This is a genomic window from Mariniphaga sediminis (genome assembly GCF_003573545.1).
In the GTDB taxonomy this organism is placed as follows: domain Bacteria; phylum Bacteroidota; class Bacteroidia; order Bacteroidales; family Prolixibacteraceae; genus Mariniphaga; species Mariniphaga sediminis.
Window position 1 is genome coordinate 1 of record NZ_QWET01000025.1, and the last position, 15631, is coordinate 15631.

The 15631-nt window shown below is 36.4% G+C and carries 11 protein-coding genes and 2 pseudogenes; 11 read left to right on the forward strand and 2 right to left on the reverse strand.

Annotated features, from left to right (window positions below):
• Positions 1-477 precede the first annotated feature (477 nt).
• Positions 478-693: pseudogene (locus D1164_RS21105) on the reverse strand (Y-family DNA polymerase); the annotation flags it as partial.
• A gap of 176 nt (positions 694-869) precedes the next feature.
• Between D1164_RS21105 and D1164_RS21115 the strand changes: the two are divergent.
• The gene (locus D1164_RS21115) at positions 870-1424 is read left to right on the forward strand and encodes a PepSY-associated TM helix domain-containing protein (protein WP_119351901.1); all 555 of its coding nucleotides are present in this window, start codon (positions 870-872) and stop codon (positions 1422-1424) included.
• 28 nt (positions 1425-1452) lie between these two features.
• Positions 1453-1953 (forward strand): hypothetical protein, encoded by a 501-nt coding sequence (locus tag D1164_RS21120; protein ID WP_119351902.1) that lies wholly within the window; start codon positions 1453-1455, stop codon positions 1951-1953.
• Between the two features lie 43 nt (positions 1954-1996).
• On the opposite strand, the gene D1164_RS21125 is transcribed toward D1164_RS21120, so the two are convergent.
• A complete protein-coding gene (locus D1164_RS21125; protein WP_241558308.1) occupies positions 1997-2500 on the reverse strand; it encodes a methionine-R-sulfoxide reductase in 504 nt (167 codons plus the stop codon).
• Positions 2501-2806: 306 nt separating this feature from the next.
• Between D1164_RS21125 and D1164_RS21130 the strand changes: the two genes are divergently transcribed.
• The 9 genes and pseudogenes from D1164_RS21130 (at position 2807) to D1164_RS21170 (ending at position 15307) form a co-directional block, all read left to right on the forward strand.
• The gene (locus tag D1164_RS21130) at positions 2807-3394 is read left to right on the forward strand and encodes an RNA polymerase sigma-70 factor (RefSeq protein WP_119351903.1); all 588 of its coding nucleotides are present in this window, start codon (positions 2807-2809) and stop codon (positions 3392-3394) included.
• Between the two features lie 96 nt (positions 3395-3490).
• Positions 3491-4507: a FecR family protein gene (locus D1164_RS21135; protein ID WP_172594572.1), complete on the forward strand. Its 1017-nt coding sequence runs from the start codon at positions 3491-3493 to the stop codon at positions 4505-4507.
• 168 nt (positions 4508-4675) lie between these two features.
• A complete protein-coding gene (locus tag D1164_RS21140; protein WP_119351905.1) occupies positions 4676-8116 on the forward strand; it encodes a TonB-dependent receptor in 3441 nt (1146 codons plus the stop codon).
• Positions 8117-8122: 6 nt separating this feature from the next.
• Positions 8123-9841 (forward strand): RagB/SusD family nutrient uptake outer membrane protein, encoded by a 1719-nt coding sequence (locus tag D1164_RS21145; protein WP_119351906.1) that lies wholly within the window; start codon positions 8123-8125, stop codon positions 9839-9841.
• 348 nt (positions 9842-10189) lie between these two features.
• Positions 10190-11695, forward strand: a complete 1506-nt coding sequence (locus D1164_RS21150; protein ID WP_119351907.1) for a glycoside hydrolase family 32 protein — start codon at positions 10190-10192, stop codon at positions 11693-11695.
• 47 nt (positions 11696-11742) lie between these two features.
• A complete protein-coding gene (locus D1164_RS21155) occupies positions 11743-13068 on the forward strand; it encodes a sugar porter family MFS transporter (RefSeq protein ID WP_119351908.1) in 1326 nt (441 codons plus the stop codon).
• Between the two features lie 326 nt (positions 13069-13394).
• Complete coding sequence (gene tnpA / locus D1164_RS21160) at positions 13395-13619, forward strand: IS200/IS605 family transposase (protein WP_262707178.1); 225 nt, start codon at positions 13395-13397, stop codon at positions 13617-13619.
• A 435-nt stretch (positions 13620-14054) separates the two neighbouring features.
• A pseudogene (locus D1164_RS21165) lies at positions 14055-14904 on the forward strand (IS982 family transposase).
• Positions 14897-15307: an HAD family hydrolase gene (locus tag D1164_RS21170; protein WP_119351910.1), complete on the forward strand. Its 411-nt coding sequence runs from the start codon at positions 14897-14899 to the stop codon at positions 15305-15307. The pseudogene D1164_RS21165 and the gene D1164_RS21170 overlap by 8 nt, the downstream one beginning before the upstream one ends.
• The last annotated feature ends 324 nt before the right edge of the window (positions 15308-15631 follow it).

Genomic DNA, 15631 nt, shown 5'->3' on the forward strand with positions numbered 1-15631 from the left:
AAGGGAAACATCTTTTCGGCTTACTCTTATGCGATGGAATTGACAGGTTGCCCGGGGAATTATCACACAGATTATGACACCGCAGTTTCAGAAGAACTGAAAAACGAAATATCTGATGTGATGAAAGTAATAGGAGAGATTTAATTCCTTGTAAACCGGTATTTGTTTAAGGTGCTGTGTGTAGTATTTCCCTTTTGTTTTTTTGTGTTTCAACATAGAAAAACAAAAGGGAAATGTATTTTAAAAACGGGGACCTGATGTAAGATGAAATTCTGAAAATCCCGGCAGAAATGAAACCCTGACCGGTTTTTATTTCTGACAGATTCAATTTTGTGCCTGAACGGTTGTTTGCCTTTTTTTGAAAAGGTGGATGAAATTTGACACGCCGGCGATTTTTGAAACGGTTTTGTTTACCCACAACCCTTAAGAGATAGGCAGTCCGGTTTCGCGAATGATGGTCTGGCGCAGTTCGTGTGTCTATTTCAGCGCTCCCCAGAACCGATCGATGCCGGTAATGTCGAGGTAATGTTCATCAACGGAAGCCTTTTCGTAAAGCGGCGCTTTCCCGGCAATAATACCGATTACCAGCCGGGAATATTTACTGTACAGGTTCATGTCGCCCCTGATGACAGTGGCATCGTGGCAAAGGTTCAATGCCATTTTCATGGGCATGGCCGAATGTACGCCAAACCGCCGGGCTTTCTTTTTTTATTACCGTACCAGCCAAATCAGGCTCCTGTATTTTTATGCTTTTATAACATGGTTTAGTCTTTTCTTATATTCTATATTTGGGGCTTTAATAAAAAACCGGCCAATACTTTTACTATCCGCTGTTTTACAAAGTATTGCTTCGTATTTAATTGATTGAGATGAAGAAATTACGAAAACTTTTACGGGTTTTGCACCGTGATTTAGGGTACTTTATAGTAGGGATGACCCTGGTTTATTCCCTGTCAGGAATTTTTCTGAATCACCGTCATGATTTTAATCCGGATTATAAAATAATTACGGAAAATTTTCAGACCAGTATTACATTCGATACCCCCGTTAGCGAAGAGGTGGTAAAAAATGCACTGGAAGGATTGGAATATGATGTAACGTATAAAAAACATTACATGAACAATCAGGGAAATATAAAAGTGTTTGTCGAAAACGGGGAGGTGGTGATTAATCCCCAAACGGGCAAAGGAACGATGGATTACCTGCAGCGCCGGCCTGTTATTTTTGAGATGAATATGTTGCACAAGGCAACCATCGGTTCTTTGTGGAAGTGGGTGAGTGACGGCATGGCGGTTATCCTGCTTTTTGTTGCTGTTTCCGGGTTGTTTTTATTAAAAGGGAAACGCGGTTTCGGGCGTTGGGGCTGGTGGTTTACAATTACCGGGATTATCGTACCCTTATTTTTTGCTTTAATGTATATTTGAAAAAAATAACCAGGAATTACGAATAAAGATGAAGAAAATTACTTTGCTTTTTTCTGTTTCTCTGTTCCTCTTTAGCTGCGGAGGCCGGAAAACACAAAATGAAAATACCGCAGCTATTTCCGAAAAAGCCGCTGTGGTTTATAAGGTGGATGAACTGTATGTCCGCGCCGCTGATTTGGTGGATCAGGAAGTAACGGTAAAAGGTACTGTGATGCATGTGTGTAAACATGGAGGCGAAAGGTGTTTTCTGATGGGGAGTACGGAAGATTTAAACATCAGGGTAGAAGCCGGAGAAAAAATAGGGACGTTCAGCCAAAAACAAATGGGTAGCGACCTCACCATTACAGGCATTTTTAAAGAGGTAAAAAATGAGGCCGACGCCCACAACCCGGGCAGCGGACACGGCGAGGAAAACCATAGCGGGGATAAAGAAACGGAAACCGCCCACCAGGTTATTGCAGAAGCCGAAAAAAATGCTCCGGTGGTTTATTTTATGGAAGGCCTGGAAATCGTTAAAGAAGAAATTTAGCCTGAAACCAGCCTTTTAAAGGGATTCAGATTTTGAAAACCCGTTACTTTTTTGCCGGTATAAAATCGAGGGAAACGGAATTTACACAATGCCGGGTATTTTTTTGGGTGAAACCTTCACCGTAAAAAACATGCCCCAGGTGGCCCCCGCAATTACTACAGGTTATTTCAGTACGCATTCCGTCAGGGTCGGGTGTTTTGGTAACCGCTCCTTCAATTTCATCGTCGAAACTGGGCCAGCCGCAGTGAGAATCGAACTTGTCGGACGACTTGTAAAGCGCCGTTCCGCAGCGTTTACAAACGTAGGTCCCTTTTTCCTTGTGGTTGTTGTACTCCCCGGTAAACGGGCGTTCGGTCCCCTTGTTTACAATAACGTATTCTTCAAATTCTGTTAGTGGCTTAAAATTCTTCACCTTTTGTTCCTCCATAATTTTTTCCTGTGCCTCCACTTTCGCTTCTGCCTTTTCGGGCTCCTTTGTCTGCCGCACCTTCTGTCCGCAGGCCGAAAAAGCCATTGCAATAAATAATATGGAAATTATTGTTTTCACTTCAATGTTAATGACAATTGGGAAAGGAGAATGGTTCAAACTGAGGGGATTATTTAAAAAAAAGTTCCCCACGCCGGGGCATCGATTCTCCGGTTCCAACCGGAACGGCAGCCTCCTTTTTTTATGTGTGTGCGCATCCACCGGAAACATAAAATCTATGCTAAGGTTATGGAAAAAAAGTTGGTGAGGATATGAATGAACTTAAACAAAAGCTGATAAAAAAGGGTCTGACTTAATTCTGCGGACATTTCATAGAATAGTGAAAATTTTTATAGTTTTGTTACCTACTATACCAGCAAATAGAGCATGAATGAAAATGAACAACAACTTTTTGAAAGATTAAAAAACAGTGATGAAGCTGCTTTCAGGGTCATTTACAATAATTATTCTTCAAAGTTGTATTATTTCGTTTTTGAGTTCATTCCCTTAAAAGACGTTGCTGAAAATATTGTCCAGGATACTTTTGTAACGCTGTGGAACAGGCGTAAGGAATTAAAAGACAATACCAACCTGGCTTCATATCTTTTTACAGGAGCTAAAAACAATGCTTTATACAGATTACGTGATAAAAAATACAGGCAAAAATTGTTCTCAGATGCAATAGATGTCAGTGAACTGAATTTAAACGTTGATGCATTAGCTACTGCCGATACTTCTGCTTTTGCATTTCAGGAAATTGAACAAATCATACAAAAAACATTAAGCAGTCTGCCTCCCCAGTGCAGAAAAGTCTTTGAGTTGAGCAGGTTCAGGGAAATGAAGAACAAGGAAATTGCGGAAGAACTCAATATTTCTGTCAGAACGGTGGAGGGACATATTTCAAAAGGGATAAAAGCATTCAAAATTGCCCTGAAAGATTACCTGCCTTTAGTTGCATACCTTTTTGTGGTCTGAAAATCATTCTATTATATAGAATAAATAAAAATGCATAAAAAAAATGCAGTGTACGACCAGGTGTAAATGCTTATTTGTGCATTATTTCTATATAGCATGGAAAATTTTGAAGACATATTAAAACTGGTTACAGGCAATTTAGCCCGGGAGGAAAAAGAAAAAGTACTTTCTGAAATCAATGCAAAGAAAGGAAACCGGGAAATTTTCAGGAAAGTAAAAATTGCATGGGCAATCTTTTCTTCCGGTAGTAAACAATTAAGCGATTATGATGAAGAGAATTTATTCCTGAAAATTAAAGATGAAATTTCAGGAAAAAAGAAGAGTCTGACCATCTCCGTTCATACAGTGCTTAAATATGCTGCGGTTATAATTTTTATGATTAGCCTGACAACAATATTTTATTTAAATAAGCAAAATAGTAATCCCGAAACTACAGACGAATCACTGTATACTTCTGTGGTAACCGAAAACGGTCAACGGTCTAAGGTCATTTTACCCGATAGTTCATTCGTATGGTTAAATTCGGGCACGACCCTTTCTTATCCCAACAATTTTTCCAGTCAAAACAGGAAGATTTTACTTAACGGACAGGCATTTTTTCAGGTTTACCACAAAGAAAATTCTCCTTTTTTAGTGCAAGCGAATTCCCTGATAGTAACAGTGCGGGGTACAAAATTCGACGTGGATGCATATCCTGATAACGATGCGGTTACTGTTGTGCTTGAGTCGGGAAAAGTAGATCTTTCACACCAGGGCATTGAGTCGTTTAATTACACCATGCAACCCGGAGAAAAGGCAAGTTTCAATATAGCCGCCAATTCATTGAACATAGGTCATGTCGATACTGTCATTTATTCTTCCTGGAAAGACGGGAAGCTTATATTCCGCAATGAACCCATGAAGAATGTAGTTGAAAAACTGAAAAAATGGTATAACATTGACATTGAGGTTGCCGATACAGAAGTTTACAGCTCCATTTTCTCAGGGACAATTCAAAACGAAAGCTACGAAGAGATTTTCAGGCTTATCGGAGCCGTTTGCCATGTTAACTGTAACTTGATACATAATTACGAAAAAGAAGCGAAGCCAAAAATTATCATTTCAAATAAATAGGAAATAATTGTCTAACAAAAAAATTTATGCCTATGATATGAATAAACTAAGACAAACAAAAAGGAGATGCCGTTAACATCTCCCCCTTTTCTTTTTTAATGCCTCGTGGTATACAACTTCAGAAGCATAATTAACTTGAATTTTAAAAATCCAAATCAGGACAAATTTATGAAAAAAAATTATTATGGATTGATTTCCGGAGCATGTATAATCTGGAAATCCAAATTATTGAAAAGAATGAAGATTGTTACATTACTAATTCTGGTTACCATAACCCAAGCGTTTGCGCTTGACAGTTATGCGCAAAACAAACGGTTAAGTCTTCGTTTTACGAATGAAAGAATCATCAACATTCTGGATGAGATTGAAGAACAATCTGAGTTTTATTTTATGTTCGACGCTTCAAAAATCGATGTAAACCAAAGGAAAAGCATCGATTGTGAAAACCAGACAATAACCAATATCCTTGACCAGCTTTTTGAAAATACAAGGATAACATACCGTGTCAGCGACCGCCAGATTGGGCTTATCAGCACTAATTTTGCAAATGCTGACCAAAGTCAGGCAGTTTCCGGAAAAGTATCTGACTCCTCTGGTTCTCCACTACCGGGAGTAACCGTAGTGATAAAAGGTACTACGCAGGGAACGGTTACCAATGGTGATGGAGAATATTCTCTGTCCAATATTCCGGATAATGCTGAATTGGTGTTTTCTTTTGTAGGGATGAAGACACAGGAAATAACTGTGGCTGGGAAAGCTAATATTAATGTTGTAATGGCAGAAGAAGCAATTGGTTTAGACGAAGTGGTTGCTGTTGGATATGGAACACAAACAAAAGCAAGTCTAACTGGTTCAGCTCAGGTTGTTAAAATGGATGACATCGAAAAAAGAGGTATTTCTACCGGTAATATTGTTAAAGCTATTGAGGGTTTTGTTCCCGGGCTTCAAATTTCCTATAACGGAAATCCTAATAACACAACATCGATGATACTTCGCGGTAGAGGAACATTGAATAGTGGAATCGCTCCTCTTATTATTATTGACGGAGTCCCGACAAACAGAGGATTAAATGAGTTAGCAGTCCATGATATTGAGAACATCCAGGTACTAAAGGATGCATCATCAGCAACAATATATGGCTCTCGGGCGGCAAATGGAGTAATACTCGTAACGACAAAAAAAGGAGAAGAAGGAAACAATATTACGATCAATTCATCCATAAAAGTTGGTTTTTTACCACAGAATACAATTCCACTATTGAATACCGAAGAGTACGGAAGGGCCCAATGGATTGCAGCCAAAAATGATGGAGTTGATCCAAATTATGGAACTTATAGTTATCTGGACCATCAGGATGCAAGTGGTAAATGGATTTTAGATGAAATTATTTTACCAGATTTCTTGGATGCTGATAAAACGATGAAGCCCGCCAATACAAACTGGGAAAAAGTTATTTCCCGTAATGCAATAACTCAAAATCATAATATAGCAGCTTCTTTTGGAGGAAAGAAAGCAAATGCTTTATTATCATATGATTACTTAAAGAGTGAAGGAACTACAAAATATAACAATTGGATAAGAAACACCCTGCGCATTAATTCTAGTTATAATTTAATTGGTGGAAGACTAGAAGTTGGCGAGAATATTTCATTAATAAAAATGATGTATACGGGAAGCTCTTACCTTGATAGAATTCCCACAATACAATCAATTGTACCCGTTCACACGATAGATGGCAAAGGTTGGGGGGGGCCAGTTAAAGGTATGAGCGATCGAAACAATCCACTTTTGATGATTATGAACAATAGACAGAATCATTCCGATGATTTACGTTTAGTCGGTTCTCTTTATATGGATTTAGAACTTTTTAAGAATTTTCATTTTAAATCAACAGCGGGGGTAGATTATGATGGGAAGTGGCAACGTACCATGAATTTGAAATATAACGCAGGATTTATGTCGGAAGATGTTACAAAAATGGAAGTCTATGCTTCATATGATGGAAGTTGGACTTGGAATAATGTCTTTAACTATCAGTTCAAACTGAACAAAAATAATTTTAATTTAATGGTTGGGCAGGAGCTAACTGAAGCTAATGGTTCATATTTATGGGGGGCAAGAGATGGGTTTGCTATGGAGAGTACCGATTATATGTATCTTGATGTAGGGGAAGAAAATGTTCGTAATGGAAACATAGCCTGGGATAATGCTTTAAACTCATATTTTGGACGTCTTGTATATGATTATTCAAGGAAATACTTATTAACTGCAATAATAAGAAGGGACGGCTCTTCTCGTTTTGGCACAAACAATAAATATGCATTATTTCCTTCATTATCAGCAGGATGGGTGATAACAGAAGAATCTTTTATGGAATCTTTCAATTGGCTTTCTTACTTGAAGATTAGATATGGTTGGGGAAGAACAGGAAATCAGGAAATTGACAACTATGCTTCTTATAGTCAGTATATGGCACAATATGACGACTCGACGACTGGTATCAATCCAAGTAATTCAACTGCTTATGATATTTATGGTAATGATGAGGGCTTCCTTCCTTCTGGATTTAGAATTTTACTAAATGGTAATAGCGATTTGAAGTGGGAAACTACAACTCAAAATAACTTCGGAGTTGATTTTAACCTTTTCGATTCGAAACTAACTGGTTCATTTGATTATTATATAAAGCATACTTATGATATTCTTGTAAAACCGCCAACCCTCAGAGTAACTGGGTATAATCAAAGTACCTGGTATAACGGAGCAGAAATGAAAAATAAAGGATGGGAAGCAACTCTCTCTTATTCAGGACAAATAAATAAATTAAGCTATTTTGTTGGGTTTACAGGATACCACAACGATAATGAATTTGTATATATTATGCCTGAAGCTTTAGGTGCATATGCAGGAAATGGCAAAGATCAAACTATCTTAGGAAGACCTTTGCGTTCTTTATATGGCTATATAGCTGAGGGTATTTTTCAAAATCAGGAAGAGGTTGATGCTGCTCCTGTTCAACCAGGGAAGGGTGTTGGCAGAATTAAGTACAGAGATATTAGTGGTTCCAATGGTGTTCCTGATGGTAAAATCGATTCTGATGATAGAACCTGGATAGGAGTTGATGAACCTAAGTTTGCCTGGAGTTCAAACCTACAAGCAAAGTGGAAAAATTTTACGCTTTCTATGTTATGGAACTCAGAGATAGGCAGAGAAATATCAAGTCCGACAAAAGGTCTTACAAATTTCTTCGGATTCTATGGTGGACAAAATTATGGAAAGGCATTATTGAACGCCTGGACAACTGATAATAACAAATCAGATATACCAGCTTTAACCAAAAGTGATAATAATAGTGAACAGCGTTTCTCCACATATTTTGTTGAAAATACGTCCTATCTAAAACTACAATCCTTTGAATTAGGATATGAATTACCTAAAGCTATTGCTCAAAAGCTTCTAATGCAAGATGCCCAGGTTTTTGTACAGGGTGAGAATTTATGGACAATCAAATTGCCAGGGAACTCCTTTACTGGTTACGACGAAAAGAACCCAAACTTAACTTACCCATTACCGATTTCATTCACATTTGGTTTAAACTTTAAATTTTAGAACACTATGAAAAATAAATATATTGCAATCTTTGGGATTTTATTTTCGCTTTTATCTTGTAACGAAGATTTTTTAAAACGACTTCCTCAGGGAGTCATATCTACAGAGCAACTTGAAACTATAGAGAATGCTGAAAAAATGGTTATTGCTGCTTATGCCGGACAAATTAATGAAAGGTACAATCTACGTCCACTTACACCATGGCCATATGGAGATTTGAGAAGTGGTGATGCCTACAAAGGAGGAGCAGGAATTGGTGATAAAAAGCAGTGGCATCAACACGAGACATTTGTTCTTTTAGATGTAGACAATACTGGTGTTAGAGGAAAGTGGGAAATTGAATATGAAGCTATTTCGAGAACAAATCAAGCATTAAAAATAGTAAATGCCGTAGAAGAAGATTATCCGGAAAAAACTCAACGTATTGCTGAAATGAGATTTCTACGGGCTAATAATTATTTTTGGTTAAAAGTTAATTTTCGCTATCCTGTATATTTAGATGAAACAATACCTGTAGAAAAATACAGGGAAGTTGGAAATAATTTATCTGATGAAGAATTATGGAACAAAATTATTGATGATTTTAGATTTGCTGCAGATAATTTACCTGAAGAACAGGATGCAGTAGGACGTCCCACGAAGTTTGCTGCACAGGCATATTTAGCTAAGGTATTATTATTTGCTGCTTATGAACAGGATAAGAATAATCAATTGGTAAATATCAACAAAGATAAGTTGAATGAAGTTGTTGCACTCTGCGATAAAGTTATTCAAGGGTCGGGAAAAGATTTATTTAATGATTTTGGTGATAATTTTGAATGTGGGCATCAAAATGGGATAGAATCAATCTGGGCACTCCAGTTTTCTCACAATGATGGAACGGAAACAGGTCGCATAAACGCCATGAATGAAACATGTTATCCTATGGTTGCAGAATATGGTTGTTGCGGTTACCACAGTCCGTCTCAAAACTTAGTGAATTCTTTTCGCACCTACCTTGGGTTACCTGATTTTGACCATTTTAATGAAATCAATATTGGCGAGTACTCTAACAGTGTAAAAGAAAATCCAATAGATCCGCGTTTACTGCACACAGTAGCAATGGATGGACTACCCTATAAATACAAAGTTGATTTTATTTACGATAGTGAGACGTGGCCTCGCCAACCTGAGATATATGGTCCTTATTTATCAATGAAAGAAACTGTTAGATACGATGACCCCTGTTATCAGCCTGTTAATCCGTGGAAGAGCAGCTCTTTAAATCGTGATGTAATAAGACTTGCTGATGTTATATTATGGAAAGCAGAAGCATTAATTCAACTGGATCGTGAAAGCGAAGCATTGCCACTTATTAATAAGATTCGAATGCGTGCCGCCCAAAGTACTGAAAAATTAATAGATATAGACGGTATGCCAACAGGTGATTTTGATGTAGCGCAATATATTGATGGAGATAACTGTAATTGGACAAAAGATTTTGCTTTTAAAGCACTACAATGGGAAAGAAGATTAGAGTTTGCTTGTGAAGGATTTCGTGCTTATGATTTGTTAAGGTGGGGTATAATGGCTGAAACATTAAATGAATATATTGATGTTGAGAGGACTCGTCGTCCTCATTTAGCCAATGCTAAATTTACAAAAGGGAGGGATGAATACCTGCCTATTCCAAAGTACGAAATAGATCTAAGTCAAGGCCTTTATAAACAAAACATTAGTTATTAAAAAATGGCACTATTGCCATCCTTTGAATCAATAATTCGGAATATGCTGATGGATACATTTCGTTGATTTCAAAATTTGTAAACTGAAACTCTAAATAAATTAAACTTTGACAAGAGAACACAAAGTGCGAATTTGTAAATTAATGAGGTGAATCCTTCAGCAATATTTAAAATTCTATAATTAAACAAATTAGACACTTAATAAGTATCAATTAAAATGTAGCTAAAGATATTCTGGTTATACTATGATATAATTCTTAAATAGATAGGTTATTCCCAATATCCAAAAAACTATTATGTTTATTGGATAGATTTCTAATTTAATTTTTGATTGAAATATTTTAATATTATGTTGAAAAAAAAAATGTTCCTGATATGCTTATTACTTGTTCAAATGCATATAGCTGTTTCTGCCCAGGAAGATTCCATTTCTAATGCAGATATAGAAGCAGCAAGAAAAATTAGAAAAATTGAACTTGAAGACCCTATTCGTCCCACCTGGCATCTTACAATTCCTGAAGGCAAAGCACATCCTTTCGACCCTAATGGTGCGATTTTCAAAGACGGGGTTTATCACCTTTGGTACATTTATCAAGCTAACGGAGAACATCGCTGGCAACATGTTTCAAGTATCGATTTGTTTCATTGGAGATGGCATTCAAATGATTTACAACCTACTCCAAATGCTCCGGAAAATGGTATTTATAGCGGTAACGCATTTTTTGATAAAGACAGCAATATTGTTATTGCTTATTACGGACTTGGAACAAAAGGTAATTGTATTGCAGTTAATTATGATGAAGATTTAAATTTGTGGAAGAAATTGGAAGCCAATCCTATTGTAACCGAATCGCAAGGGGATCCTCATATGTGGCTAGAAGGAGACACCTATTATCAAATTGCAAGAAATTTACCCAGAAATAATCCTCCTCTACTTTTTAAAGGAACCTCGTATGACAAGCCACTTGAAAAAGTTGGCTATTTCATGAGTCACGATATGCCCGACGCCGAAGATGATACGGATATTTCTTGTGCTGATTTCTTCAAAATGGAAGATAAATGGGTGCTTTTATGTATAAGTCATACCCATGGAGCAAGGTATTACATTGGTAATTGGGATGGGAAACAATTTACACCCGAATCACATCATCGGATGAACTGGCCCGGAGGAACCTTCTTTGCCCCGGAATCTCTAATTGATAATAAAGGAAGGCGTATTTTTTGGGCATGGATTTTAGATCGAAAAACAGGTTCATCAAGTGGAACGATGTCAATGCCACGGGTAATAACCCTTGCGGAAGACAAACTATCATTAAATATTGAACCGCCAAAAGAAATAGAACTTTTAAGATATAATGCAAAAGAGGAAAAACCATTTGAGGTTTCAAAAGAACAAAGGGTTACTTTAGAAAAAACGAAAGGGAACATTCTTGAAATAGATATGACTATAAATCCAGGACAGGCCAAACGTTTTGGGATAAAAGTCTTTTGCTCAAAAGATGGAAGAGAAGAAACACCAATAATTATTGACCTAAACAGGAATACCATACAGATAGGTATGGAATCATCAAGTTTAAGCAGGCCTGATTATTTCAAATATGTCATGCGCACTCCAAATCCGGTAGTTACAACTCAAGAAGCGCCATTTATCTTGCAAGAAGGAGAAAAAGTACACTTAAGAATATTTCTCGATAAATCGATAATGGAAGTTTTTGCAAATAACCGTCAATGTATAACTCAGGTAATATACCCAACTCTCAAAGATGCCATATACGTGAGGCCATTTACGGAAGATGCGCCAATTAAGATTGAAAATATTCAATCGTGGAAATTATTTCCTGCGATGCAATGGTAAAGGATACCTAAAATATTAAAATACTTTTCTAATGATTTTCTATTTTTATGAAAAATACAAACAGAATTTATAAATGGTCATTAATAGTCGCGTTAGGCGGTTTTCTTTTCGGATTTGACACAGCCGTAATATCAGGAGTGGAAAAGTCTATTCAACAACTGTTTCAGTTAAATCCTTTCTGGCACGGTTTTACAATATCATCTGCTTTAATTGGTACTATAATTGGTGCTTTAACTGCAGGTAAGCCAGCAGACAAATACGGACGTAGGTTTCTTCTCTTTATTATCGCTGCGTTATATGCCATCTCAGCAATAGGAAGTGCAATAGCACCTTTTCTTAGCTTGTTTATTGTTTTTCGTTTTTTAGGGGGAATAGCTGTTGGGGCATCTTCGGTTGCCGGGCCAATGTATATTTCTGAAATCTCGCCAGCAAATATGAGAGGAAGGATGACCGGCTTATTTCAGTTTAATGTAATTTTTGGAATTCTGCTAGCTTACATTTCCAATTATTTATTGAGAAACACAGGAGATGAACCCTGGCGGTGGATGCTGGGAGTAGAAGGAATTCCATCGGTCATTTTTTTTCTTTTACTTTTTAGAATACCAAGGAGCCCGCGTTTTCTGGTAAAAATAAATAAGATTGATGAAGCCCGTGAAGTTTTGAATATAATAAACAACGGGAATACTGAATCAGAAATTGTAAAAATAAAAGATGGATTACTAAAGGGAAAAACTGCCAGTCAGGTTCTGTTTTCAAAACATTACATGAAACCTATTTTAATTGCATTTTCGGTAGCAATGTTTAATCAATTATCAGGTATTAACGCTATTCTTTATTATGCTCCGAGAATTTTTGAACTTACTGGCTTGTCAATTGCAGATTCAATGTTTCAGCCTGTTCTGATTGGTATAACCAACGGGATATTTACAATCGTAGGTATGATTATTATTGACCGGGTTGGAAGGAAAAAATTACTAATTGTTGGTTCTCTCGGGATGGCTGTATGCCTTGGGTTAATTTCCAGGACTCTTTTTATTCAAAATTTTTCGGGGTATGGAATTTTAGTATACTTACTTGTTTATATTGTTTTTTTCGCTTTTTCTACCGGTGCAGTTATATGGGTATTAATCTCTGAGGTATTTCCCAATAGTGTTCGAGGTAAAGGGCAGGCATTGGGAAGTTTTACCCATTGGAGTTTTGCAACTTTGATAACATTCTTGTTCCCAATATTTAATAGTACCCTGAAAGGAAGCAGTTATTCCTTTGCATTTTTTTCTATAATGATGATTATTCAGGCATTGGTTGTTTGGCGTTACTTTCCTGAAACAAAAGGAAGATCTTTGGAGGAATTAAGTGAAGAACTTTCAAATTAATATATAGGCGCTACCGGAAGTTGAAAAAGTTACACCATGTTATTTTTAACAAGTCAGCTGATGAAAAACCTATCTTTTTCCAACCCTACCGTTGTGTTAATAACCGATCCTATCAATGTAATTTGTATTTCAGATGAAGCAGACAGAAGCCAGACAATAATATACCCCAGAACTTAAACAATAGGTTAAGTTCTGTTTTTTTATTTGAGGCTCTGTCTCGGGGTATAAAGGAAAGTTTTAAAACCTATAGGTTTTCATGGTGCTTTTTAAAAAGGATAACTTTATTGGATGAGTGGACATATTACTAAAAGGCATAATAAAACGCTTTGCTATATCATATAGTTAGTCCAATGAAATATCGTAGAGGTTTAATAACAAAAGAGATAGGAAATAGCTTAAAAGAAATTTGTTTGCAAATTTTAGAACGAAATGAGATGCATTTTGTTGAAATAAGATATGAGCCTGACCATGTCTGTTTTTTTGTTCAAAGTGTACCCAAACAGAGTGTTTCAGAGATTGCAAGGACTTTAAAAAGCATAACCGCCAAATAGCTTTTTCTGCGTCATCCAGAAATTGAAGCAAAGTTATAGGGCCGTAATTTTTGGAAAGTGAATATTATGCGAATATAGTGGGGCAATATGTGAATGACGAAGTAATATGAAAATATATTGAAAATCAAGGAAAAAAAAGTACACGAAGATGTATGTTCAGTGTTCTGCCTTATGTTGCTGATAAATAGGGGCTTTTCTCGGGATAGTTCATTGATAAAAGAAATTCCACAATGCAGGATTATACCTTGTCCGCTTTGTTAACGAATGAATGCTGACGAAGTATATTAAAACAGAACAGGATAAGTTGGAGCAAGCTGGTCAAACGCTTGGCTAATTAGGAATTTAAATTTTTGCTACCCAATCTTATTTACTACTTATTATTTACCCCAAACCCGTTGGTGGAATTAATTTGTTAATAAATTATCGAATAACTTAATGTTAAAAAAGCTGTGCATATTATTGGTATTTAGAAATTTAAGGTTGCGAAACAAAAATTACATACCTATGCACAACTTGAAGGTAAACTTCGATAAAATATTGAAAATTTGCAAGTTAAACAGCAATGATTTGGTAAATGAATTTGGGAATGTTCCTCGTCCCGGCCCAATTCCAAAGTTTTCAGACCTGGAAGTAATTTCTCTAAGCATGATGGCAGAAGCTTTGGGAATTGATAGTGAGAATCTTCTCTTTCTGAAGATAAGAACTGATTATCCGGAAGATTTTTGAACTATTATCTCCCGACGACAATATAACGACAGGAGAAAATCCTTGTTCCCATTGCAAAAGGATATTCAAAGCCGTATGTTATTGTGCCACTCAAGACTTCTATTATTATGGCTATAAACTTCATGCTGTAACAAGTATGCGTGGTGTAATTCACTCTTTCGATTTGACAAAAGCTTCTGTTCACGACCTACATTATCTGAACGATGTGAATATTGAGATAGAAGATTGTACACTAATAGGTGACAAAGCATACCTAAGTAAAGAAGTGCAACTCGATTTGTTTACAACTTCAACTATTGTTCTTGAAGTGCCAAGGCGGGTAAACCAGAAAGAATATAAACCCCAATTCCCTGTATTTAAAAAGATACGCAAGAGAATAGAGACCGTATTTTCTCAGTTGGATGGCCAATTTATGTTAGGACGAAATTATGCCAAAGACATAGATGGCTTATTTACAAGAGTTTTAGCAAAAATATCAGCACTGACTGTGCTGCAGTATATAAACAAATTTGTTTTGAATCAGCCCATTGGCAGAGTCAAGCATACTTTAGCTGCTTAATTCCGCCAACGGGTTATATCAACAGTATCATTTATTGCTACTTCAATCTTGCAAGGCTTTTCCTGATGTAATTCCAGCATTAATAGAATTAAAGAATCATCAACTAGGTATTATTTCAAATGGTATCTATTCAGACCAGATTTACAAACTAAGACAAAACAAATTACTTCCTTTTTTTAGTGAAATTATTGTTCCTGAGGATATCGGCTTCTCAAAACCCGCCAAAGAAATATTTTTTTACGCAGCTCAAGAATTTGGTGCTTCACTATCAAATTGTATTTATATTGGAGATTCATATGAATTAGATTATTTAGGTAGTATGAATGCTGGTATGCGAAGTATATTATTAGACAGAAAAAAAATCTACTCGCTCAATCAGTTGAAATTTGCCATAGAATTATAAGGTCTTACCCTGAAATAACTTGACACGAAAAATGTCCTTCAACTTTATTACCCGTCCTGCGTCATTTTAGGCATTTCCTGCGGCCTTTTTTTTGATTCTGCAGCGTTTTTAGTCATTTCTGCGGTATTTTTTGTTGTCCTGTTTTGTTTTTTTGAATTTCTGTAATACAGGGAATTACAAATTTGAGACAGGGAGGAGTAAAAACAAGCAGGGCGCTCCAACAGGATGTAGGAAGTACCTATTTAAGTTGTTTAGTGTAAATAATATCACCAACGCAATAAAATTATCTTTTAGCCGGACACTAATGATAGAAAAACAAAAGGG

Excerpts from the sequence above, each read along its gene's own strand:
- D1164_RS21115 (WP_119351901.1), top strand. The coding sequence starts at position 870 with ATGAAGAAATTACGAAAACTTTTACGGGTTTTGCACCGTGATTTAGGG.
- D1164_RS21120 (WP_119351902.1), top strand. The coding sequence starts at position 1,453 with ATGAAGAAAATTACTTTGCTTTTTTCTGTTTCTCTGTTCCTCTTTAGC.
- D1164_RS21130 (WP_119351903.1), top strand. The coding sequence starts at position 2,807 with ATGAATGAAAATGAACAACAACTTTTTGAAAGATTAAAAAACAGTGAT.
- D1164_RS21135 (WP_172594572.1), top strand. The coding sequence starts at position 3,491 with ATGGAAAATTTTGAAGACATATTAAAACTGGTTACAGGCAATTTAGCC.
- D1164_RS21140 (WP_119351905.1), top strand. The coding sequence starts at position 4,676 with ATGAAAAAAAATTATTATGGATTGATTTCCGGAGCATGTATAATCTGG.
- D1164_RS21145 (WP_119351906.1), top strand. The coding sequence starts at position 8,123 with ATGAAAAATAAATATATTGCAATCTTTGGGATTTTATTTTCGCTTTTA.
- D1164_RS21150 (WP_119351907.1), top strand. The coding sequence starts at position 10,190 with ATGTTGAAAAAAAAAATGTTCCTGATATGCTTATTACTTGTTCAAATG.
- D1164_RS21155 (WP_119351908.1), top strand. The coding sequence starts at position 11,743 with ATGAAAAATACAAACAGAATTTATAAATGGTCATTAATAGTCGCGTTA.